General features: G+C 35.7%; 21 protein-coding genes and 1 tRNA gene. 3 read left to right on the forward strand and 19 right to left on the reverse strand.

Translation table 11 applies throughout. The features are described from left to right. Positions 1 to 37: 37 nt before the first annotated feature. On the reverse strand, positions 38 to 673 hold the full coding sequence (locus E0I26_RS06075; RefSeq protein ID WP_131915602.1) for a LysE family transporter: 636 nt from the start codon (positions 671 to 673) through the stop codon (positions 38 to 40). Between the two features lie 30 nt (positions 674 to 703). Then, positions 704 to 1,381 (reverse strand): tRNA (guanosine(46)-N7)-methyltransferase TrmB, encoded by a 678-nt coding sequence (gene trmB / locus E0I26_RS06080; RefSeq protein WP_131915688.1) that lies wholly within the window; start codon positions 1,379 to 1,381, stop codon positions 704 to 706. Positions 1,382 to 1,687: 306 nt separating this feature from the next. Between trmB and E0I26_RS06085 the strand changes: the two genes are divergently transcribed. After that, positions 1,688 to 3,280: a L,D-transpeptidase family protein gene (locus E0I26_RS06085; protein ID WP_131915603.1), complete on the forward strand. Its 1,593-nt coding sequence runs from the start codon at positions 1,688 to 1,690 to the stop codon at positions 3,278 to 3,280. A gap of 15 nt (positions 3,281 to 3,295) precedes the next feature. On the opposite strand, the gene E0I26_RS06090 is transcribed toward E0I26_RS06085, so the two are convergent. Further along, complete coding sequence (locus E0I26_RS06090) at positions 3,296 to 3,808, reverse strand: nuclear transport factor 2 family protein (protein WP_131915604.1); 513 nt, start codon at positions 3,806 to 3,808, stop codon at positions 3,296 to 3,298. A 241-nt stretch (positions 3,809 to 4,049) separates the two neighbouring features. On the opposite strand from E0I26_RS06090, the gene E0I26_RS06095 reads away from it, so the two are divergent. Next, positions 4,050 to 5,630 carry a L,D-transpeptidase family protein gene (locus E0I26_RS06095; protein WP_131915605.1) on the forward strand — a complete coding sequence of 527 codons (1,581 nt, stop codon included), beginning with the start codon at positions 4,050 to 4,052 and terminating at the stop codon, positions 5,628 to 5,630. A gap of 93 nt (positions 5,631 to 5,723) precedes the next feature. Here E0I26_RS06095 and E0I26_RS06100 read toward each other — a convergent pair whose 3' ends face one another. The 12 genes from E0I26_RS06100 to E0I26_RS06155 form a co-directional block, all read right to left on the reverse strand. Continuing rightward, a complete protein-coding gene (locus E0I26_RS06100; protein ID WP_131915606.1) occupies positions 5,724 to 6,038 on the reverse strand; it encodes an HPF/RaiA family ribosome-associated protein in 315 nt (104 codons plus the stop codon). A 109-nt stretch (positions 6,039 to 6,147) separates the two neighbouring features. Then, complete coding sequence (locus E0I26_RS06105; RefSeq protein ID WP_131915607.1) at positions 6,148 to 6,417, reverse strand: hypothetical protein; 270 nt, start codon at positions 6,415 to 6,417, stop codon at positions 6,148 to 6,150. Positions 6,418 to 6,521: 104 nt separating this feature from the next. After that, complete coding sequence (locus tag E0I26_RS06110) at positions 6,522 to 7,493, reverse strand: HaeIII family restriction endonuclease (protein ID WP_131915608.1); 972 nt, start codon at positions 7,491 to 7,493, stop codon at positions 6,522 to 6,524. After that, entirely contained in the window at positions 7,493 to 8,584 is a 1,092-nt protein-coding gene (locus E0I26_RS06115) for a DNA cytosine methyltransferase (RefSeq protein WP_131915609.1), read from the reverse strand. The genes E0I26_RS06110 and E0I26_RS06115 overlap by 1 nt, the downstream gene beginning before the upstream one ends. 5 nt (positions 8,585 to 8,589) lie before the next feature. Next, a complete protein-coding gene (locus E0I26_RS06120; protein ID WP_235831721.1) occupies positions 8,590 to 8,865 on the reverse strand; it encodes a helix-turn-helix domain-containing protein in 276 nt (91 codons plus the stop codon). 452 nt (positions 8,866 to 9,317) lie between these two features. Continuing rightward, positions 9,318 to 11,405: a prolyl oligopeptidase family serine peptidase gene (locus tag E0I26_RS06125; protein WP_394346098.1), complete on the reverse strand. Its 2,088-nt coding sequence runs from the start codon at positions 11,403 to 11,405 to the stop codon at positions 9,318 to 9,320. Between the two features lie 244 nt (positions 11,406 to 11,649). After that, positions 11,650 to 12,663, reverse strand: a complete 1,014-nt coding sequence (locus E0I26_RS06130; protein WP_131915690.1) for a PDDEXK nuclease domain-containing protein — start codon at positions 12,661 to 12,663, stop codon at positions 11,650 to 11,652. A gap of 148 nt (positions 12,664 to 12,811) precedes the next feature. Further along, positions 12,812 to 15,019: a TonB-dependent receptor gene (locus tag E0I26_RS06135; RefSeq protein ID WP_131915611.1), complete on the reverse strand. Its 2,208-nt coding sequence runs from the start codon at positions 15,017 to 15,019 to the stop codon at positions 12,812 to 12,814. Positions 15,020 to 15,169: 150 nt separating this feature from the next. After that, the gene (locus tag E0I26_RS06140) at positions 15,170 to 15,523 is read right to left on the reverse strand and encodes a hypothetical protein (RefSeq protein ID WP_131915612.1); all 354 of its coding nucleotides are present in this window, start codon (positions 15,521 to 15,523) and stop codon (positions 15,170 to 15,172) included. Positions 15,524 to 15,622: 99 nt separating this feature from the next. Beyond that, a complete protein-coding gene (locus tag E0I26_RS06145; RefSeq protein WP_131915613.1) occupies positions 15,623 to 16,612 on the reverse strand; it encodes an aspartate-semialdehyde dehydrogenase in 990 nt (329 codons plus the stop codon). A gap of 268 nt (positions 16,613 to 16,880) precedes the next feature. Then, on the reverse strand, positions 16,881 to 17,297 hold the full coding sequence (gene mscL / locus E0I26_RS06150; protein ID WP_131915614.1) for a large conductance mechanosensitive channel protein MscL: 417 nt from the start codon (positions 17,295 to 17,297) through the stop codon (positions 16,881 to 16,883). A gap of 92 nt (positions 17,298 to 17,389) precedes the next feature. Further along, a complete protein-coding gene (locus tag E0I26_RS06155; protein ID WP_131915615.1) occupies positions 17,390 to 19,837 on the reverse strand; it encodes a bifunctional UDP-N-acetylmuramoyl-tripeptide:D-alanyl-D-alanine ligase/alanine racemase in 2,448 nt (815 codons plus the stop codon). Between the two features lie 224 nt (positions 19,838 to 20,061). On the opposite strand from E0I26_RS06155, the gene E0I26_RS06160 reads away from it, so the two are divergent. Then, positions 20,062 to 20,667 (forward strand): hypothetical protein, encoded by a 606-nt coding sequence (locus tag E0I26_RS06160; RefSeq protein ID WP_131915616.1) that lies wholly within the window; start codon positions 20,062 to 20,064, stop codon positions 20,665 to 20,667. On the opposite strand, the gene E0I26_RS06165 is transcribed toward E0I26_RS06160, so the two are convergent. The 4 genes from E0I26_RS06165 to E0I26_RS06180 form a co-directional block, all read right to left on the reverse strand. After that, positions 20,662 to 21,393 carry a porin family protein gene (locus E0I26_RS06165; RefSeq protein WP_131915617.1) on the reverse strand — a complete coding sequence of 244 codons (732 nt, stop codon included), beginning with the start codon at positions 21,391 to 21,393 and terminating at the stop codon, positions 20,662 to 20,664. The genes E0I26_RS06160 and E0I26_RS06165 overlap by 6 nt on opposite strands. A 702-nt stretch (positions 21,394 to 22,095) precedes the next feature. Then, positions 22,096 to 22,182 (reverse strand) — tRNA-Ser (locus E0I26_RS06170). 61 nt (positions 22,183 to 22,243) lie between these two features. Beyond that, the gene (locus E0I26_RS06175) at positions 22,244 to 23,272 is read right to left on the reverse strand and encodes an asparaginase (protein ID WP_131915618.1); all 1,029 of its coding nucleotides are present in this window, start codon (positions 23,270 to 23,272) and stop codon (positions 22,244 to 22,246) included. After that, positions 23,262 to 24,398, reverse strand: coding sequence for a 1-acyl-sn-glycerol-3-phosphate acyltransferase (locus E0I26_RS06180; RefSeq protein ID WP_131915619.1), 1,137 nt, complete (start codon positions 24,396 to 24,398; stop codon positions 23,262 to 23,264). The genes E0I26_RS06175 and E0I26_RS06180 overlap by 11 nt, the downstream gene beginning before the upstream one ends. Positions 24,399 to 24,412: the final 14 nt, after the last annotated feature.

The following is a 24,412-nucleotide window of genomic DNA, read 5'->3' on the forward strand; positions in this document are numbered from 1 at the left end:
GATAAAACGGTATTTTATTCTATCTTTTGTAAAAAAACTATCCCAAGTAATATCTAATAATGTTGATTAAAGTGATTACAGCTATTAATCCTGTTATACTTCCTATGATGGTATTCATGTTTTTCATCATATAATCCGTTTTGTTTTCAATTTTCTGGAAGAAAGTGATGTATAAATAAAAAACTAAAAAAGAACCCAATACCACACCGGTCACAAAAATGAAAACATAAGAAAGATCAAAAACAAACAATTTATAAGAAGCCAAAGTGATACTTACAAAAACATAATATGGAATGGGGAAAAAATTAAGTGCAGAAAGCAGCATCCCAAGAAAAAAACGAGTGGATATACTCTTTTTTTTAATTTTCTCTTTCTTAGCTTTTGGTTTTTTGGCAATCAACAGGAAATAAATGGTTAATACCGAAAATATAACAAATCCCGCTTCTCGCAGTAAAACAATCACATCTGGCCGGCCTTCAATGTAGCGCGCAAATAATATTGCCAGTGTCGCTTGGAAAAAAATTACAATTACCGCTCCTAAAACAAACCAATACGCACTTATCTTCCCTTCTTTCAGATTCACTTTGGCGGCTGTCATATTGATTAATCCCGGAGGTGTAATCCCTACAAAGGCAGTAACGAAACCCAAAAACAAGGAAGTAATTAAATTCATAGGCAAGGTACAAGAATCAAAAAAGTAAAACTATTCTTTAATTTTAAATCGAATATACGTAATTGCTTTGTTAACTTCCAAATATTGTTTTTCATAAAAAGTTTGAAATGCAGTCACTTCCTCCGGACTTCCCTCGTTTACGTATACATTATGATTTGCATATAAAACTTCATGTCCTTCGCCGTGTAACAACCCAAGGGTGTATCCGTGCATGAATTCACTGTCGGTTTTTAAGTTTACGACACCGTCTTTTTTAAGGATTTTTTTATACAATTGCAAAAACTCCGAATTCGTCATTCTATGTTTCGTACGTTTGTATTTGATTTGTGGATCCGGAAAAGTAATCCAGATTTCGTCCACTTCATTTTCAGCAAAAATGTGGTTGATTAATTCGATTTGGGTTCTGATAAAAGCCACGTTATGCAATCCGGTTTCAACAGCAGTTTTGGCACCACGCCAGAAACGCGCTCCTTTGATATCGATTCCTACAAAATTTTTATTTGGATATCTTTCGGCAAGACCTACTGAATACTCTCCTTTTCCACAGCCTAATTCCAGCACTAATGGATTTTCGTTTTTGAAGAATTCCGAATTCCATTTGCCTTTAAGCGGAAATAAATCCCCTACTACTTCTTCTCTCGTTGGTTGAAAAACGTTATTGAATGTTTCGTTTTCCTTGAACCTTTTTAATTTATTTTTGCTTCCCACTTTTTCAAAATATTTCGGCAAAATTAAGGAAATATATAAGACCGAATGGTTTACCGGAGAAAAAATGAAGAAAATCATTCCGAAAACCTTCGCTATTGCAAAATTATTTTTTCGCCTGGTTCGTATTTATAAGAAAGTCCTCCATAAGCGTAGCTCTTTTTTCATCATTTCTTCAATTTGCCTGAAACAAATAAAATCAGAAAATTAACATAATACGCTACAAATAAGCATTTTAACAGCAAACACATTGTTAATTCACTTTATACCAAGAATATATTTCTTTACCTTTATATAAATAATTATGCCATGAGAAAATATGTTTTATCCATAGCAGTTATATTATTTGGCTTTTCGCTTGTCACTGTTTACCATAACAGAAATGAAAATCTGACGGCTAAGATGATTGCTTTTGCCCTGTATGTCTTTCAGGAATCTACTGCCGATAAATCCATTGACAGCGTTGATGTTGTCCGTTTTTTCAAAAAATATCCCAATTTAAAAAAATACCAGTCGGACGTTACTGCTTTGTACAAAAAACGAAACTACAACGCTATTTGGCATGATGACAAAGGACTTATCGAGTCTGCCAATTTATTATATGCTAAAATAAATCTATTGGAGGAAGAAGGACTACAATCCACTTTAGCTTATAAAGATAAAATTGACGGGATTTTTAGCGAGAAATCCGCAGAAAATTTATCACAAACCGATACCGAACTCATGCTGTCCTCGATGTATGTTTTTTATGCTAAAAAAGTCTTTCAGGGAATCGACACGGAGAAAACCAAGGAAACGGGATGGCTTTTGCCAAGGAAAAACCTCTCTTATCAAGACTTACTGGACTCTTTATTAGTTAATCCTAAACTACTAAGCAATAATGAAAACCTGTTATTTGGACAATATTACAAACTGCGCGATGTCTTGAAAAAATACCGTCAGATAGAGAAAAATGGCGATTGGAAACCCATAGCAATAGATTCTTTGGAAAAAATATACAAACCAAACGACAGCTCTAGAACCATTGGCCAAATCAGACAACGTCTGGCGGTCACCGGAGATTTAAAACAGGATTCTAAAAGTAATGTATACGATGAAGAATTAATGGTCGGCGTATTGAATTATAAAAAAAGACATGGTTATAAAGCGGATTATCTCATTGCATCAAAGCACATTCAACGCATGAACATCCCAATTGAAAAATACATTCAAAGCATTATTGTGAACATGGAACGTTGCCGGTGGATTGCCCCAGAGTTCGCAAAATCCGATGAACATATCATTATAAACATTCCATCCTATGAACTTTTTTATAAAAAAGATGGAATAAATATATTAGAATCGAAAGTGTTTGTAGGTAAAAACATGACCAAAACGGTTGTTCTCAGCAGCAATATAACCAAAATAGTGTTTAGCCCTTATTGGAACATTCCTAAAAGCATCATTGAAAATGAATTAAAGGACTTAATGACTTTGAACGAAAATTATATGACAACCCATAATATAGAATGGTACAATGGGAATGCCAGACAAAAACCGGGCCCCAGAAACTCCTTGGGACTCGTTAAGTTTGTCTTCCCAAACTCTGATGATATTTATTTACACGATACCCCGTCTAAAGATTTATTTCAATACGAGTACCGAGCCTATAGCCACGGTTGTATCAATACGAACAAGGCCAAAGAACTGGCGTTTTTGATTTTAAAAGACGATCCGGACTGGCCAGTAGAACGCATCAATGAGGCCATGAAAGGCGAGGTCGAAACGACTTGCATATTGAAAAAGAAAATTCCGATTCACATTGGGTATTTCACCGCTTGGGTAAACGATTCCGGGGAAATCAGTTTTTATAACGATATCTACATCAGGGACGATCGTCTAGCCGAGTTTATTTTTCTCTGATGATTCCAAATAAATTTATTGTTTGGACTGTAGCTTTTTTATCATCGCATCTTCCAGGGAAGCCTTCACTTTTATAACCTCATTGGAATTCTCATTTGGAATCGTCATGGACAAAACGTAGTGTTTTATTTTCCACTCCTTGCCTATTTTGACCAAAACACCTGAGCCACGGCAAATCTTCATTTGAGTGTTCAACAATTCGTCAAACCAAGCCGTTTTACCCGTTTTATCAAAATAAATATGGCGTTCCAAAGCGGTAAAACTCCATGCTCTTCCTTTATCGAAATGCGGTTTTGCATACGCTTGAAAAGCCGTTTTATTCCAATTTTCAGTCGCATCGGTACCAATGAAAACAGCGTCATCCGTCATCAAATTAAAATAGGAATTATAGTTTGCCTCCGAAGCGGCTTTATGCCAAGCATCAAGTACCGAATTGATTTTTACTTTTTCTTTAGTATTGTCTTGATCTGCTGAGATAAAGGATGAAAATAGTAAAATACTTAAAGAGAACAGCATTATTTTTTTCATAATTTTTGGATTTTCAGGAATTTATTGGATAAAAAAATTTGATTTAAAAACAAAATAAAAAATTCAAACAACTAATTTACAGATACTTAACACCTGTTTGAATTTGAATTTTACACTAAAAGTAAAGATACGATTTTAACTTCAAAAAACACAGCCAGACCAACTCTAGTATAATAGTCCTCGATTTGGCGTATTTTTGTAATGCCTTAAATGAATTCTTTTACGCATTAAAATTCGACCTATGAGAACATTATGCTCCCCAATACTAATTATAGTTTTTACACTATTGCTCACCACCGTTTCCTGTAAAAAGAAAAATAACACCAATTCCATTAAGCAGCAAACGAGTTTAAATACCGTTGAAATTGCTTTTGACAGTACCCAGATTAACACTTTCTTTGAAAAATATCCAAAACTGAAAAGTTATCAAGGTGATGTAGAACAATTATACCGCAAACATCAATTTCATTACATCTGGTTTGACAAGGATGGACTCAATGAATTTGCGGGTGTATTGTACAACAAAGTGAATAATTTGAGTCAGGAAGGAATTGAAACCGTGATTCCGTACAAGGAAAAATTAGATGACATTTATGATAATCCCGAAGACAATCAAAAAGCAACTATTGACACTGAATTACTAAGCTCCGCGTTATACTTCTTTTATGCGGATAAAGTATATGATGGCATCGATACTCAAAAATCAAAAGATTTAGGGTGGTTTTTGCCTCGAAAAAGACAATCGTATGTCAATTATTTAGATTCGTTGTTAATCAACCCATCGTTAATCAACAAAGAAGAAAAAGGTGTATTAAAGCAATATTACCTGCTTAAAGATGTCTTGCAGGAATACCGTAAAATAGAAAAAAAGGGCGGATGGAAAACCATCGCTATTGACACAACGGTCAAATGGTATAAACCCGGAGACAGTGCCGCTACAATTGCACAAATCAGAACCCGTCTATTGATTACAGGTGATCTTTCCAAGGATTCCAAAAGCGCCGTGTATGATGCCGAATTAGCGAAAGGAATTTTGAAATTTAAAAAGAGAAGCGGCAATACCCTCAACAAAACGATTCTGCCGGAACACATCAACTACATGAATGTGTCCGTTGCGGATCGCATCAAAACCATTATGGTCAACATGGAACGTTGCCGATGGATTTCGAATGATATTACCAAATCCAAGGAATTGATTGTGGTCAATATTCCGGCGTATGAATTACTATTTCTTAGAGACGGAAAACCGGAATTACGCTCCAAGGTTGTTGTGGGGAAAGCCATGCACAAAACGGTCATTTTTAGTGCGCCAATGAAGTTCATCGTGTTCAGACCGTATTGGAATGTGCCCACCAGTATTTTAAAGAAAGAGATTCTTCCAGCAATTGAAAAGAATCCAAATTACTTGGCCGAGCATGACATGGAATGGAAAGATGATTATGTAAGGCAAAGACCCGGCCCTGAAAATTCATTGGGATTAGTGAAGTTTTTATTCCCCAATTCGAATGCGATTTATTTGCATGATACGCCATCCAAAAGTTTATTCGGTCAAGAAGACCGCGCTTTTAGCCACGGATGCATCCGTGTGGCCAAACCAAAAGAACTTGCTGCCATGATTATGAAGAACGATAAAAAATGGAATCCTGAAAAAATAGCAACCGCGATGAACAGCGGAGAGGAATATTGGTACACGCTTAAAAACAAAATTCCGGTGTACATTGGTTATTTTACCGCCTGGGTAGATGCGGACGGCGTGATTCATTTCTATCAAGATGTCTATAAAAGAGACGAAGCATTAGCAACCTTACTGTTTGACAAATAAAAGACAACCTCTTTCTCCAGAGAATAACTAACAAAAAAATGACACTGTCTTGTTTAGACAGTGTCATTTTTTTGTTTGCCAAAAGGCAACTATTTAATACGCTTTCTGTTTTTCGAAAGCGGTGTCCAACACTTTTTTAATTTTGTCCAAGGCACCGTGAAATGCTTTCTCTGTAGTATCGGCATGATTGGTAACCGCAACGGGTTGCATATTTACCGGTCGGGCTTCGATTAGGCATCGTTTGTCGTTGACTCCGGATTTATCACTGTTTTCGTCACCAAGATGCACTTCTAAACGAGTTACTTTATCTTCAAAACGCGCCAAAGCTGTTCCTATTTCCTCCGCTATATACGCTTTCAAACGTGCGTTTCCTTCTACATTGTTGTCTGTGTTGATCTGTACTGTCATGTTTTTATTTATTTAATGTTGTCTTTCAAATTTACCGATTGTAGTACGAAAAAACGAGCCAATTAATAAAACATTGTGAGAAAAAAGTGGATTTAAGGTAGGGATTGGATTAACCATTTTCTAAATAATCATAAATAAAATCATTCTCAGTTTCAAATTCAGAATCTAATTTCATTACAAACCGAGAAGTTAGTTTTTCTATCCAATTTTCAATTTCTTTTTTTGAATTTAGATTATCCAAAAAAAGCAATTGTGAATTTTCTTCAGAAAAATCATCATCAAAGTACATAATAATGTCTGCTTTAAAAGTATCTGCAAAATTCTCTTCTGTTTGATTGAGAAGTTGCTCTAAGTATTCGATTTTTTCAAGTAAAGTCATTTATATAAATTTTTAAACCGCCTAAATTTCATTAGTAAATGAAGTTTTTTAAATAAATACAAAAACAGACAGACCATAGTCCAAACTAGATTACATAATTAACATTAACCAATAAATAATTGATTTGAGAAAAGAGAATGTGGAGCTGAAACTAAATTAATATCGAATTTTAATGACGGCTCAATTCGAGAACTTGCATTATGAATCCTAAAAGAAATTTGCCATCCTTCATTTAAAGTTACTAAAAGTGTTGTTTGAGAATTATCCTGATAAACGACTTCAATCAATCGATTGGGTAATTTTAACTTTTGAATTTTTGCTTTTGGCTTGATATTTTCAAAAGGCAAATTCAATGTGCCGTGTAAATTATAAGCTTGTATTTCAACTTTATTTTTCCCTTTAATGACTTTATAAAAATCTTGATTACCAATTAAATACTTAACCAACCTTTCTGCTACGATTCCAGGATTTTGTTTATCTAACCTCAACAATTCAGCCCTAAAAGCATCCAAAACCGGCACATAAACTGATGTATGATAATCTCCTAAAGTTTCCCACTTCTGTGTTGCTTTGCTTGCTGTTCTTAATTTTGCCAAATTACTAAAAACAGGATTAATTTCTTCAAAATAATCAACGGAACAAGGGAATCCTAACCATTTTTGGCCGAAATCAATATCATTTGACAAACGCGAGTGTTTAACTGCTCTATGATTATTTTTTGCTGAAATTCCTATCTCCCATTTTTGTAATGACCTAATTGCTAACACATCACGAACATCTCCTGTTTGACCTGCTTTATCTGCAACAATTTCGAGTTGCAAAATATCATTTTCGTTAATTCCATTTGCCAACCGTGGCTCTATATCAAGCAGGAAATTAACAGCAAAACTTGCAACTAATTTATAATGACTTTGTTCTTTTTCATCAAAACTCACAAAACATTTAAGAGCCGTTTTAAATGGTTCATTTTCGATAACCGTAACAGAAGTTACAACTTTTAAACGTTCTAAAAATTCATTTAACAAAGCGTATTCAAAGGCTTTACCATTGATTGTTTGAGTTGATATTTTTACCATTATATAGATATGCTTTTAATTATTTCGTTCATTTTTTCAAGCACAATATTTCCATTCACCTCAGCTACAATACTTTTTGGAGTAACTTTTTTTACAACTTTTAATTCTTCCAAATCAGAATATATTTTTTGAGCTAAAACCTTCCCCATTCTCACAGGAACTGCATTCCCAATCATTTTGTAACCAGCTACAACACTATTATACTCAAAAGAAAAAGTATCAGGAAAAGTTTGAATTCTTGCACATTCACGAACGCTTAATCTTCGGTATAAATGTTCCTTTCCTTTTACAAATTCCCGAATATTTTGTTCAATAAAATTCATCTTTGGTGCTTGCGGATGAATTGGTGCATGTCTTCCACCAGCTTGAATCGTAAAAGAAACTTCATCCCAAGAACGAACTCTATTTCTTGACATAAACATAGAAGAAAAACCTCCAATCATGTATTCGTGGTTTAATACTTTGCAATCACTTCCGTTAGTATAGTTCCCTACTTTAGCAGCTAATGCCGTATCTTTTAAATCCCCAATAGCTTTTTCAAGTGTGATTTTGCTTTCAAGTGTAGTTGGTCTTGGAAAAGTAAATTTTATCTCTAAATCCTTTCTATAACCGATAAAGAAAACACGTTTCCTATCTTGCGGAACACCATAATCAGAAACATTCAACAATTGGAATGTCAGATCGTAACCAATATCGGTAAACATCTGTTTTATGTTTGCCAAAGCATCTTTATGTGCTGGCAATAACATTCCAGATACATTTTCAGCTAAGAAAAACTTTGGTTTTTTATCTGCCAAAATTCTCATAAACTCATAAAAAAGCTGACCTCTTTTATCTGCAATTCCTCGTTTTGAACCAGCTTCCGACCAACTTTGACAAGGTGGACCGCCAATTATTCCATCACAATCAGGAACTTCGTTTGAAGGAATATCAACAATACTTCTTCTATCTAAAATCGTGTTTTTATGATTTTTTTCATATGTTGCCCAAATTTCTTTGTCGTATTCATTTGCCCAAACAACATCAAATCCAGCTTTTTCAAAACCAAGATCTAGACCTCCAGCACCTGCAAAAAATGAAACTATTTTCATATATATTATTTCTTAAAACTATTATCACTAAAGAAGCTTGTAAAATCAGTATCGAGTGCGAGTATGATTTTTTCAATTATTATTATTGAAACATTTCTTTTTCCTTTTTCTATATCTGAAATATAATTCCTGTCAACATTCGAAATATTAGCTAGTTGCTCAATAGAGAAGCCTTTTTGCTCTCTTAATTCTTTTACTTTTTGACCAAATTTTTCTTTAATCTCCATATTTGATAAAATTAGTTTTACGCCTACAATTGACCCGCCTACAATTGACCTCATTAATTTTTAGTTTTCAACTTGATTTTTTTACTCCAAAAAACGCCGTTAGGTGTTTGATATTGGTAGCAACCAAAAACCCACCACCAAGAACAAGTCCCGTAGGGACGAAACCTATAATCCCTACGGGATATTATTGTGTGTATGAAAAAAATTTTACCACTATTAAATCCCATACGAGATAAAAATGTTCCCGAATTGAATTGGGTTTTCGATTTATTCCACAAAAAAACGCTACTCTTTCGAATAGCGTTTTTTGAATTTGTTATTGGTATCTGTTATGATGTGATTGCTTTGCCGCGTACCTCGCAACTCCTCGCAATGACAATCGTCTGAGGAATCGAATGTCCTAGCCCTGATGGGAACGGCATCCTTTTCCTTCCGCCTCTTTCGGCGGAGGAAAAGATACAGTGTACAGCAGGAAAAAGCTCCTAAAATAAATCCTGTTAGTCAAACTATGGCAATAACACCACTCCCATGTTGAATAAGGTAAAGGCCTGAATATCGACATTTTCCTGAATGGTTGCCGCCACTGATTTTCCGGCGCCATGTCCTGCATTGATGTCAATACGGATCAGCGTTGGATTTGTTCCGGTTTGTTTCTCCTGTAATTCGGCAGCAAATTTAAAACTGTGCGCCGGCACTACTCTGTCATCGTGATCGCCCGTAGTGACCATGGTTGCCGGATATTGAATCCCTTTTTTTATGTTGTGCACCGGAGAATACCCTTTGATGTAGCTGAACATTTCCTTGCTGTCCTGTGCCGTTCCGTAATCATACGCCCAACCTGCTCCTGAGGTAAAAGTATGGTAGCGCAACATGTCCATCACGCCCACTGCCGGCAAAGCGACTTTCATCAACTCCGGACGTTGCGTCATGGTAGCGCCCACAAGCAATCCTCCATTTGACCCACCGCGAATGGCAAGATATTGTGACGAAGTGTATTTTTGAGCAATCAGGTATTCTGCCGCAGCGATGAAATCATCAAATACATTTTGTTTTTGCATTTTGGTTCCCGCATCGTGCCATTTTTTCCCGTATTCGCCACCACCACGTAAATTTGGCACGGCATAAACGCCTCCATTTTCCATCCAAACGGCATTGGCAATGCTGAAACTTGGTGTCAAACTCACGTTAAATCCTCCATAACCATACAGCATCGTTGGATTTGTTCCGTCGAGTTTCAATCCTTTTTTGTGGGTAATAATCATTGGGATTTTGGTTCCGTCTTTGGACGTATAAAACACTTGTTTGGACTCGTATTGCTCGCTGTCGAAATCTACTTTTGGTTTTTGATATACCGCCGAAGTTCCGGTTTGTGGTTCGAATGAAAAAGTAGAACCCGGAGTAATGTAATTCGTGAAGGAATAATACAAGGTTTTCTCTTTTTTCTTCCCGCCAAAACCACCGGCAGTTCCTACGCCCGGCAATTTAATTTCACGCACCAGTTTCCCCGAATAATCGTATTGTTTCACCACCGAAACAGCATCTTTCATATAATTAGCAAAGAAATACCCGCCACCTGTAGATGGAGACAACACATTCTCAGTCTCTGCAATAAAGTCTTTCCAGTTTTCCGGTTTCGGGTTGTTGACATCTACGGTAACGATGCGTTTGTTGGGCGCATTCAAATCAGTTTCTATGAATAATTTTCCGCCTTCGTTTTCAATGATGTTGTTGTCGCTCTTGAAATTATCCACAATAGTCACAATAGGACTGTTCGGTTTTGTCAAATCTTTGATGTACAATTCGTTTCCGTAGGTAGAATTAGAAGCTGTAATAACCAAATAACGGTCATCTTCGGTCACGCCTCCGCCTACATAACGGCGTTTTTGGTCGGCGCCAAAAATCACTTTATCGTCTTTTTGTGCGGTCCCTAACTTGTGGAAATACAGTTTATGTTGGTCAGTTTTTGCCGATAATTCGCTTCCTTTTGGTTTGTCATAACTGGAATAGTAGAATCCTTCGTTTCCTCTCCAAGACACACCGCTGAATTTCACATCGACAATGGTATCTTCAATTATTTTTTGGGTAATGGCATCCATGATAATGACTTTTCTCCAGTCGCTTCCGCCTTCTGAAATGGCATAGGCTACTTTAGAACCGTCTTTGGAGAAATCCAATCCGCCAAGCGAAGTGGTTCCGTCTTTAGAAAACGTATTGGGATCCAAGAACACGGTTTCGGTTCCTTTGGCATCTTTTCTGTACAACACCGATTGGTTTTGTAAACCGTTATTTTTATAGTAGTATGTGAAATTTCCTTCTTTGAAAGGCGCGCCTATTTTCTCATAATTCCACAGTTTTTCCATTCTCGTTTTTAACGCATCACGAAACGGAATTTGGGCTAAATAACCATATGTCACTTCGTTTTGGGCTTTTACCCAAGCACCGGTTTCCGCAGATTTGTCGTCTTCGAGCCAGCGGTACGGATCCGGAAGTTTGGTATCAAAATATACATCAACGGTTTCCCCTTTACTCGTAGTGGGATAGGTTACCGGTTTTTGGTTTTGGCCAAAAGTCGCCATTGCAGAAGATACAGCCATTATTAAAAAAGTTTTTTTCATTAGATTCTGTTTTAGGTTGTTACAAAAATAGGAAAATAGTTACTGTTATAAATGAGGAAAAGTCTTAAATAAAACTAAAATACGCTACTCTTACGAATAGGATTTGGTTGCAATAAGAATACAACAAATAATTATATGTTGAAAAAAATTAAACATATAAGTCATGTAAGTTAAAAACGCTACTCTTTCGAATAGCGTTTTTTACTTACAGTTATGTGAATCCCTAATTATTTTCTTTTCCTATCTCAAAATTTTCCAACTCAATTTTCACAGCTTCCAGCAATTGTTGTTCTGTAGGCAGGTATAATTTATATTGACTGGCTACAATATTTTTTTCATTTTCAGGCAGCGTGAATTTTACGACACCGTCATTTTTATTGGCACAAAGCAAAATACCAATAGTTGGATTTTCACGAGGAAGTTTTTCTACTCGATCGTAATAATTCACATACATCTGTAGTTGACCAATATCCTGATGTGTGAGTTTATCTGTCTTGATTTCGATAATGACGAAGCATTGCAATATTCGATTATAAAAAACTAAGTCTGTAAAAAATTCATCGCCATCAATGTGTATTCTTTTTTGTCTGGCGACAAATGAAAAACCATTCCCCAGTTCCAATAAAAAATCTTGTAAATGGGTAATTATGGCACTTTCTAAATCTCTTTCATAATAAGCCGCTTCCCTTTTTAGTCCCAAAAATTCCAGATACATAGGGTCTTTTATAATCTCTTTAGCATCCGAAGGCAGTTTTTCATTTTTTGCTACAGCAAGTACGCTTTCTTTATCATTACTCATTAGGAGACGTTCGTATAAGCTACTGTTAATTTGACGTTCAAGTTGTCTTGATGTCCAATTATTTTTTACGCTTTCCGCAACATAAAACTCTCTTTTATATTGATTGTCAATTGCCAAAAGGAATTTATATTGTGTCCAACTCAATTGCGTCCGCAGTGCGGACGCAATTGGAAACATTCGGTAAAACTGTCGGTATCTCTCTAATTGCCTCACTGAAAAACCACTTCCATATTCTGGTCGTAATTGTTTCGAAAGAAATTTAATTAAGTATGTTCCATAGTCTGCACGGTCCTTTCCGTCTTGTTCTTCCTCGAAGATACGTTGCCCAATATACCAATACATCAAAGTTCTTTCATTGTCTACCGCTCTAATAGCTTTGTCTTTGGAAGCTGCTATAATGGCTTTAATATCAGGAATTACAGATTGGTTTTGTAGCATCATTATTTTGGGTTATAAAACTTATTCTATTCTATATACAATAATACGAAAAAAAGCACTGAAACAGTAATCAACACTTTTTGTCCTTAAAACTAAAAAACGCTACTCTTTCGAATAGCGTTTTTGTTTTTTTACTCAAGCAAATGAATTACAAATTAAAATTCACACCCAAAACGATGTTTCTTCCAATGTTTGGAATACCATCCGTTTTTAGACGGGAAAGATGCGCAATGTATCTTTTATCAAATAAATTATTCCCGTTGATATTGACGTCAAAAGCGGTTTTACCCAGTTTTACAGTTCCGCCAAAACCTAAATTCACTAAGTTATACCCATTCGATTCTGTCTCAAATCCGCTTACGTTTTTTTGGTTGAACGTACTGGAAACATTCAATGTTGCAAAACCATCTTCCAACCAGTTTTTGATTTTAAACTCAGTTCTAATGGTGTTGTTCCAATTGTTAGCCGGGATTAACGGCAAGTAATCTCCGTTTTGTTTCTCGCCGGTTACGGTTTCAAAACTGGTTTCAAAATGCAACCAATCTAATGGATGAGGGTGAAAATGCAGTCCAACTTCACCTCCGTATAATTTGGCGTTATTCTGGATATAATCAAAAACAGCATTTTCGTCAATCACTTCTCCTGTTGGCGAAGTGTAGATATAATTGTTGATGTGATTGTAAAATCCATTTACAAAAAACTCAAAATGATCCGTTTTGTATTCTAAATTTAAATCTGTTTGTACGTTTTGCTCGGTTTCTAAATCGCTGTTTCCTACTTCATAGCGATTCGTTCCTTCATGCACTCCATTAGAAGTTAATTCGGCAAGGTTTGGCGCTCTAAATCCAGAAGCCACGTTCAAACGCAACGTCAAATCATCGGCCAGATTGGTTTTGTAACCCAAAGACGCATTAAAACTGTCATATGATTTATCGATGGCTTCAAAGGAACCTTCTTCACCTGCAATTCCTTGCGCATCCGTAGTAATATTTCTATTGTCAAAACGCAATCCGGCTTGCAACACATTGGAATTCCACTCATAGTTAGCCGTTCCAAAAACACCAAAATCATTCGTAACAGCATCTGGAATTAAATATTCTTCTCCTGAATTTGTATTGGTTTGGTGCATTCCCTGAACTCCAACAATGGTTTCTATTTTTCCCATTTTTGGCAAATGGTATTTTGCATTGTAATTGAATGTCTTCAGTTTCATGTGTAAAACAGCCACATTGCTGTCTTCAAACTCACTTCGATCATTAGCAACATACCCTAAATCAAGATCCAGTTTTGATTTTTCGAAAAAGAAAACAGAATTCAAACTCAATAAATGATTGAAAACGCCTTGTTTTGGAAATCCGGTTTTCTTGCTCGTCGTTTGGTCTGCAATTCCATCTTTCGGAATTCCTAAATCCAATTCATTGTAATTGTATCGCAATACACTTGAGAATTTGGCATTGCTGTAGCCAATTCCTGTTTTGAAATCGGTTTCATTGTAACGGGTATTCGTCACTCGGTCGCCATCCGCAATTTTATAATCAGAATGGGTGTTGTAACTTCCACGAGCCATGAATTTCCAGTTATCGGTGGATGTTTTCAAACCCAAAGAAGAACTGCTTCCGGCGGTATTCGAGAAGTATTTTTGACTGAAATTAGCTTTAAAAGTATTCGCATCGGCAAATTTTTCTGGGTTGAAATACAAAACACCACCCAAAGCATCGGAACCGTACAACAAAGAAGCCGGTCCTTTAATTACCTCAACGCTTTCTATTCCTGAATCGTTCAATCCCAAACCGTGTTCGTCACCAAACTGTTGATTTTCTATTCGAACACCTTGAGAATACACCAAAACACGATTCCCGCTCAAACCACGAATTACCGGTTTCCCGATAGACGTTCCGGTAGAAACCTGAGAAACTCCGGGAATAGTGGCCAATCCTTCGATTAAAGTGGCCGTTCCTTTTCGTTGCAAATTTTTGATGCTTTCGTGCTCCACTTTCATCACGTTTTGTGATTGTATTTTATTGAAAGCGGTAGAAACGATTACTTCATCCATTTCGAAAATTGCTTCTTCAAGGATAACATCAAGCGTGTTTTCTTTTTGAAGACTGTTTATGGTTTTATTTTGGGTAGCAAATCCTACGAACGTAAAGCTGATTTTTAAGTTTCTATTTGGCAGATTGGAAAGTATGTATTTTCCGTTTTCATCTGTAGTGGTTCCTTTATGCGATTCTGACGCATATACCGAAACGCCTTTTATGGGTTGGTTACTTAAATTGGTTACGGTTCCCGAAAGGGTATTTTGTGCCTGAAGCATCGCCGAAAAACCCAAGAATAGGGCTATGATAAATTTTTTCATTGAAAATGATTGTATAGTTCTTCCTCTCCCCAGCCCTCTCCGAAGGAGAGGGAGCCGAGACCGGAATTATTTAGTAAATAAAAAGAATGATTCGTGCTGAAATAAATTCAACAGAAGCTAAAAATGAATTCAACAGAAGCTGAAATAAATTCAGCTTAAACTATTTACGGGAGGACCTCGAAGGGAATACAAACTGCCGGAAAACGAAATAACCGTTTCCGTTGCAGTAAAAAAATAAGGGATTTCTTCAATACTGGAGTACAATTGATAGGAGAAATCTTTTGGAGTAATGTAACTGCCAAAAGCGAATTCACAAACATAACAATGGTCTAATTTGTGGTGCTGGTGCGTTATCTCCGTACCGGTAACATTGTATTTATGGTGGCACTGCTTTTGGGAAAGCTGTTTTTCCAAATGCTCATAGGTATGAAATGACTGAAACAGCATTGAGAACAATACTGTAACAACCAGAGAAAGACTTACTATGAGTTTATTCTTTTTCATTCGAACCAAAGGTAACAAAAACAAGAAAAAAGAAAACCATTTGTCTCACAAAATATATTTTTGCGAAACAAATGGTTTCATTTTAAAATAAAAATTGATTTATACCAATTTGGCTGCAATCAAATATTCTGCAATTTGTATCGTGTTTGTCGCCGCTCCTTTTCTCAAGTTGTCCGCAACAATCCACATATTCAATGTATTCTCCTGGCTTTCGTCACGACGAATTCTACCTACAAAAACGTCATCTTTTCCTTGTGCATACATTGGCATTGGGTACGTATAGGTGTCATTATTATCCTGAACCACTACGCCATCTGTATGATGCAAAATGTTCCTTACTTCATTTACGTCAAAATCATTCGAGAATTCTACGTTTACCGCTTCACTGTGTCCGCCTACAATTGGCACACGAACTGCAGTAGCTGTAACGGCAATTGTATTATCGCTTAAGATTTTTTTGGTTTCACGAACCAGTTTCATCTCTTCTTTAGTGTATCCATTTTCTTCGAAAGAATCACATTGTGGAATCGCATTTCTGTGAATTGGGTATTTGTAAGCCATCTCACCTTGAACACCTGCGTATTCATTTTCCAATTGTTGCACTGCTTTCACGCCTGTTCCAGTGATGGATTGGTACGTAGAAACAATTACACGTTTGATGTTGTATTTTTTGTGCAAAGGAGCCAAAACCAATACCATTTGAATGGTAGAACAGTTAGGATTCGCAATGATTTTATCTGCTGCAGTCAATTCAGTTGCATTGATTTCCGGAACGATTAATTTTTTGGTTGGATCCATTCTCCAAGCCGATGAATTATCGATAACAGTTGTTCCTGCTGCCGCAAATTTTGGAGCCCACTCCAATGACGTATCGCCACCTGCAGAGAACAAAGCAATATCCGCTTTCATGTCTACTGCCGTTTGCATACCCACTACTTTATATTTTTTACCCTTGTATTCAATTTCTTTACCCACTGATCGCTCAGAAGCAACCGGAATTAATTCTGTTACAGGGAAATTTCTTTCTGCCAAAACTTTCAACATTACTTCGCCAACCATTCCGGTAGCGCCTACAACTGCTATTCTCATCTTATATTTTATTATTGAATATTAAATTTGAAGTACAAAAGTAAGTAATATTGAAATCAAAACAAGGGCGTTAACAAAAAATAACAAAATGTTATATTTACAACAAATAGTTATTGAGTAAAATTTGTTGCTTTTAAATTCTTTTGTAAATCTCAAATCTGCGGTATGATTTTATTTCATAAAAGCCCAAAGAAAAACCGCCTCGATTACGAAGCGGTTAGTCCTGAAATTAATTCAGGATAAATTAGAATATATAATGTAGCGGAAATTATTTTTTCAATAAATCTCTAATCTGAGTCAATAATTCTTCTTGTGTTGGTCCAGCAGGAGCAGCAGGAGCAACTTCTTCTTTCTTTCTGGCTTTTTCAGCAGCTCTTAAAACAACGAAAATAAAGAAAGCAATAATAACGAAATTAATAATCGCCTGTACCAAGTTACCATACGTAATCACAGCGGCACCGGCAGTTTTAGCAGCAGCCAGCGTTTCGTAACTGTTCCCGTCCAGCGTGATGAATTTCTGGGTAAAATCAATCCCACCAGTTATCAACCCTACGATTGGCATAATAACATCATCCACGGCAGATCCAACAATTTTACCAAATGCACCACCAATAACTACAGCAGTTGCTAAACTTAGAACGTCTCCTTTCATTAAAGAAGCTTTAAAATCACTGAAAAATCCCATAATTTATTTATTATTAGGTTAAAATTTATCTTTACAAAAACGAATTTAATCAAAATTTTAATACAATTAACAGCCTTTGGCCCAATATTTAATTACTCCCTGTAAAAAACCCGTTTCACTCGTTGGGAAATACTGGTAAGAATTTCATAGGGAATTGTGTTTAGTTTTTGCGCCATATACGTTACCGTCGGGCTTTCGCCAAAAATAATCACCTGGTCTCCTTCTGCACATTCTATGTCAGTAACATCAACCATCAGCATGTCCATGCAGATACTGCCAACAATAGATGCTTTTGATTTTTTAATCGTTACAAAACCCGTACTATTTCCCCAACTTCTGGAAATACCATCGGCATACCCAATAGGAATAGTGGCAATTTTCGTGGGTTTATCGGCAATGAATCGTCTGCCATAACCAACACTTTCGCCGGCAGCAATACTTCTGATTTGAGAAATCACCGATTTTAACGTACCCACATTCTCCAACTGCTTTTGTTCTTCGGCATCATTTGAAACACCATAAAGCCCAATGCCCAAACGCGCCATATCGTATTGTGAATTCGGAAAATTACTGATTCCCGAGGTATTCAAGATGTGTCGCAACGGTTTTATTTGTAATTCTGCCATCAATTTAGACGATAATTTTTCGAATAAATCAATTTGTGAATGTGCAAAATCCTTGTATTCTAAATCATCACTTGTGGCCATGTGTGACAAAATACTTTTTACTTTAACGGTTTGATTTCCTTTTAAAGTTGCAATCAAATCATCAATCGTATTGTCTTCAAAACCCAAACGATGCATTCCGGTATCGAGTTTGATATGTATTGGAAATTGGTTTAAATTCTTTTGTTCTGCAATTTTTAGGAACGCATGAAGTCCTTTTAAACTGTAAATTTCCGGTTCTAATTGATGCTGAATAATGGCAGGAAAACTGGTCGTTTCAGGATTTAAAACCATAATAGGCAAATGAATTCCTGCGCTTTTCAGCGAAATTCCTTCATCTGCGAAAGCCACACCCAGATAATCCACTTTGTGATGCTCCAATAATTTAGCAATTTCAAAACCGCCATTTCCATATCCAAAAGCCTTCACCATCACCATAATCTTGACATTCGGCTTCAATTTTGATTTAAAGAAATTCAGGTTATGACTAATCGCATTCAGGTTGATTTCCAGAACGGTTTCGTGTGTTTTTTCTTCTAATAAAGAGACAATTTCTTCAAATTGAAACGTTCTCGCTCCTTTGATTAAAATAGTTTCATTGGCAAAATTCAAATCATCAAATTTTGATATAAACTCGGCTGTATTTTTATAGGTGATGCAATTGGCAAACTTTTTTTCGAATGCCGAAATGGTTTCTCCAATCCCGATAACGCGATCAATTTTATTCGAAACAATCAACTGCGAAACTTTAGCATACAATTCGTCATTAGACAAACCACTTTGAAAAATATCCGAAAGAATCACCGTTTTCTTCTTGTATTGCTTTTGACTTTCGAGAAAATCCAACGCTATTTTCAACGACTGAAAATCAGAGCTGTAACTGTCGTCAATAATACTGCAGTTGTTGATTCCGTTCTTGACTTTCAAACGCATTTCTACCGGATACAACAGTTCCATTCGATTTTGAATGGTTTTTTCATCGTATTTAAAATACAACAAAACCATCAAACACGAGATTGCATTTTCAACAGATGCCTTATCCTGAAAAGGAATTACCAATTCAAATGAATCTCCTTTATATCGGTATTGAATTGTGGTGGTGTCGTTTTTTATTGTTGCATTGTAGACGAAAACATCAGCTTCTTGTGAGTCAAAACTCCAGGTAAATGTTTTTGCTTTTGAAAAAATAATGGAATCAACCATTTCGTTCTTTTGGTAAATAACCACTTCTGAATTTTCAAAAAGGGTAATTTTCTCTCTTACTTTATTTTCTAAATTTATAAAACCTTCATCGTGTGCAGAACCAATATTGGTAAGAATCCCAATCGTAGGCTTGATTATTTTCTGCAGTTTTTCCATCTCAGAATGGGTAGAAATTCCAGCTTCAAAAATCCCCAGATTGTGTTGCTCATTGATTGCAATTACTGACAACGGAACACCAACTTGGGAGTTATAACTTTTTGGACTTCGAATAATGTTATAATCAGGACTCAATAAAAAATTAAGCCATTCCTTAACTATCGTTTTACCGTTACTTCCGGTCAATCCGATAATAGGGAAATCAAAAAGACTGCGATAGTTTGCTGCAAATTGCTGTAAAGCGGTTAGTGTATTTTCGACAACAAAGAAATTAGCTTTACCCTCACACTCTTCCGGAATATGGGTAACCACAAAATTTTGAACGCCAATTGCAATTAAATCCTTGATGTACCGATGCGCATCATTATTGGCTCCGACCAATGCAAAAAACAAAGTCTGCGGTCCGTTTTGCAACGAACGACTGTCTATAGCAATAGTATCTATTGCCAAATTAGTGTTGTTACCACTAAATTCAGCGGGGATATTTTGAATACTTTTTAGGATTTTCTGGCTCATGGAATTAGAAAGAGATTGAAGTAGATTTCTTGTATAGAAATTACTTTTTTAATAGTTCGTCTATTTATAAAACTTCCTCAAAAATAACACTTCTTTTCAAAACGATGACTTAGATATACTATAATTATAAGCAATTCCGTTCATTTAAGAAAAAGAAACAATAGCATTAGCTTTAGTAATTTTGACAGATTACTTATATTTGTTTTTAGATAAAATCAGCAGTTTTGAAAAAAATACTCCCGTTGTTTTCCTATGTTTTCCATCCGATATTCATACCGGCAATGGCCACGTTGTTTTACCTTTCATTCAGCGGCGGTGAGTTTGTAAATCAAGAAAAATTATTCATTTTTTTTCAGGTTCTGGTGGTAACGGTAATTTTACCTGCTTTGGTATTTTTATTATTACGTACCGCAGGAAACGTAGATTCCATTATGCTTGCTGAAGTATCCCAACGCAAAATCCCATTAATCCTTCACTGCTTTTTACTTATTCTGTTGGTGCGAAAAAGCATTACAATAGACCGATATCCCGAGTTGCACTTTTTTCTGCTGGGTGCGCTTTTGAGTACTATATTGGCGCTTATTCTTTTGTTTCTCCATGTAAAAGCGAGTCTTCACATGATAGCAATCAGCTCCTTGACAGTATTTATAACTGGATTGAGCTTACACCTTCAGATTCAGATTACATTTACTATTGCAACACTGATTCTCCTGAATGGTTTTGTGGCTTCCTCACGATTAGAAATGAAAGCACACACGAATAAAGAATTGATTATAGGTTTTATTCTGGGAGCAGTGCCTCAGTTGCTTTTGTTAGTTCTGTGGCTATAAAATGTAGAATATAATTCCAATATTCAGTGATTTCATATTAACCGATTCGTCATTGACTTTAGCCGATTTAAACAGCGAATTCAAACCGTAATAGGCATATAAATTAATCGTATTATAGCCTGATGAAATGTAAGCTCCATATTGAACTTTATTGAAATCTTTATTTCCTGTCACCACCACTTTGCCATCTGCGCTATTAAAAACAGATCTGTCATAGAGTACATAACTCAATTTTAGTCCTCCGTAAATCCTCCAAAATTTATGACTTTCGTATGTAGATGTTCTCCATCTGAACTCAAGAGGAACATCAACAGAAAGTAGCGAGAACTTGTTTTTATCATATGGAATATCCGAATCAATAATAGTATATACCGGTGTTCCTGCGGGTGAAGAAATAGCAAGATTCTGATTGTAATTATTATAAGAAAAACCAATACCGGAAGCAATAGCAACCGTTCTTTTTTTATTAATGGGCATATCTCTCAGAAAACCTGCCGAAAGACCCGAAGAAAATTTACTTTGTGACAACCCAGACGGCTTATTCATCAAGGTATTGTACGTTATTGCAAAATAAAACTGATCTTCTCGATACAAGGAATCAACTTTCACAATGACGGTATCTTGAGTTGCTGTATTTTCTTGGGAAAAAACATTCAAAACCGATAAAAGAAGAAAACAACTAAGAAAAATTCGCATATTGTTATTTTTGTTTAATGATTGCTTCATAGTTAGTTTAAATACATTCTTCGATTCAGTTATATAGCTATACAAATATAGGATTTTTGGAAGGTTCCTGACACGTATTACTTTCAAAAACAAACTTCAATTCACAAACAGGACAAAAAACCCCCACTAAAAAAAATTTAGCGGGGGTTTTAGTTCAAATTCAAAAAGTAGATATATCTATAATCCCGATTGATATAGTTTATTAGTTTCTATTTTTATTATTTTTCACGACTTATATGCCAAATAATAAAATTTCGCGAAAAAACATCAATATTAAAATACCAATCAATGAACTCGCAATAGTAACAAAAAATCCACCTATGAACAAAAACACTTCGCTTTGTTTGTTGTCTATTTTCATCTGTTAATTGTTTTTTTATTAGTACACTTTTCAAACTGTTTCTTTTAACGATGCATTAAATACCTTAAATATTCCTTGTGTCCTCAACTTTTTCAACCAAGCGTTTAAAGTAGTTTCTGGAAATTAATTTAGGAACATTCTGATTTCTAATTCGTTAACCTAAATTACAATTTATCAGTTAGAACTACAAATATTATCGACTAAATACACTCAAAGATTATTTAAGTAATCCTTTTCTTGTTTTTATAATTAAAGTTTTAAATTACAATTCTAAAATTGAATAAATTACAGATATAAAAAAACCCAATCACTTAAATTATAAGTAATTGGGTTTTTTCTTGCAGAGAGGATGGGATTCGAACCCACGATGCAGTTACCCACATACTAGCTTTCCAGGCTAGCTCCTTCAACCACTCGGACACCTCTCTATTTTATTTGAGGTTGCAAATAACAATAAAAAAAACGAGTTAGAAAAGTAAAATCTAACTATTATGCTATTTCTCCTCGCAAAGCCGTTTCAAAAATAGCTTTAAAGTCCTTGAAAGCAGTTTTTTGGCCTAATAAATACATTAATTTTGCTATTGCCGCTTCCGTGGTGATGTCTTTTCCGGAAATCACACCAATTTCTTTCATGCCGGTACTCGTTTCATATTGTCCCATACTGACACTTCCACCGGAACATTGGGTTACATTGACAATATGCAAACCTCTGGCAATCGATTTTTTCAATAAGTTTAAAAACCAATCTTCGGTAGGCGCATTTCCAGCTCCATAGGTTTCTAAAACAATTCCTTTAAGATCCGGAATGTCTAAAATTGCCGACAAAACCGCTTCGCTGATACCGGGAAACATTTTTATAATAGCTACGTTGTTATCCAAGTTTTTATGGACCTTGAATTCTTTATTTTCATTTTTAACCAAGAACAATTCGGGATTCAATTTTAAATGCACACCAGATTCAACCAATTCAGGATAATTAGGCGAGGTAAATGCTTTGAAATGTTCGGCATTTATCTTTGTGGTTCTGTTGCCTCGATATAATTTGTATTCAAAATAAAGACACACTTCACTGATAACAGGTTCATCATTGTTTCGTAAAGACGCAATTTGAATAGCGGTAATCAGATTCTCTTTGGCATCCGTGCGTAAATCTCCAATGGGCAATTGGGAACCCGTAAAAACGACTGGTTTTGACAAATTTTCGAGCATAAAACTCAATGCCGATGCCGAATAAGACATGGTATCCGATCCATGAAGCACCACAAATCCATCAAAAGAAGCGTAGTTATCGGCAATAATCGTCGCAATTTTAGCCCATTTTTCAGGATTCATATTCGAGGAATCAATTGGATTTTCGAAAGAAATAGTTTCTATTTCACAATCCAATTGTTTCAATTCGGGGATTCGCTGCAATAATTTGCTAAAATTGAAAGCCTTGAGCGCACCCGTTTCAAAATCTTTCCTCATACCGATGGTTCCACCGGTATAGATTAAAAGTATTTTGGCTTTATACAACATCCTGATATTTTAATTTATTCACAACCGGATTGGCATACATTGCCAGAAAACCATCTAAAGCTACCGGATTATCATGATCAATTCGCATTTCCAGTCTGCGTTCAAATAGTGATTTTTCGTTTTCTGTATACAAATGAGAATAGATATTAGTTTTATTAACAATATCATACGCAATAAAATTAGTTGGCCATAACTTATAGTTGCTCAATATTGCATCATCAATTACTTGTGCCAAAGCTACTATCTGCTTGTTCGAACTGTCATTTTCAGCACTGATTGCATCAATTTCAGTATCCAGCACTTTCCCAACATGAATATGAATTCTTTTCTTTTGTCCCAAAGCACCACTAAGAATGGTCATGAAATCTTCATTCTTTTCTTTAATATAGATTTCATTATTGGCTTCAGCCATCAATTGCGGCATTTTCAAAGCATCAGTCGGATCGTATTCATAAGAAATAGAAACGGGTACGATTTTGATTTTTTTGAAGTAATCCATCAAATTCTTCTCATCAGAAGCCATTCCTAACATTTTCAAAACGCCAGGATTTGTCTCGTCATTCCCATCTTTCGTTCTTCCTTCGCGTTGTGCAATCCATACGGAACGGTTTTCATGAAGCAATAAGTTGCCAATGTATTCCGACAATAATTTTGAACTCTGCAGCATTTCCCTTGGCGTTAAGCCACGTTGCACTAAAAAGTTTCGATTTAATTTAGCCAAGGTATTCAAAAATGCTTTTTTGACTAAGTTATCTCCTATAGCTGATGCGGTCATCACTAATCCATGTTCAAATAAAGCAGTGTTCAACAAAGTGGTATCTAAAAGGATATCGCGATGATTCGAGATAAACAAATAAGAAGTATTAGGCCTTAAGTTTTCAAAACCCGAAGTAGTCAATCCTTCGGAGCTTTTTTCCAACACTCTTTGAACAGATTGGTAAATAAAATTACATTGAAAATCACGAATGGAATGCGTTTTACGAAGTTGTTCTTTCCAAACTTCGTCAGCGACATCCGGAAAAGTAAAATTCATCAATGCCTTCATCATCGGATGATTAATCACATTTTTAAGTGCTTCATTTATTTCGGAATCATAAAAAGGCCGAATAGCGTCAAATTTCTGCATTTTGGTTCTCAATT

The sequence above is a fragment of the Flavobacterium rhamnosiphilum genome, assembly GCF_004349195.1.
GTDB classification, from domain to species: domain Bacteria; phylum Bacteroidota; class Bacteroidia; order Flavobacteriales; family Flavobacteriaceae; genus Flavobacterium; species Flavobacterium rhamnosiphilum.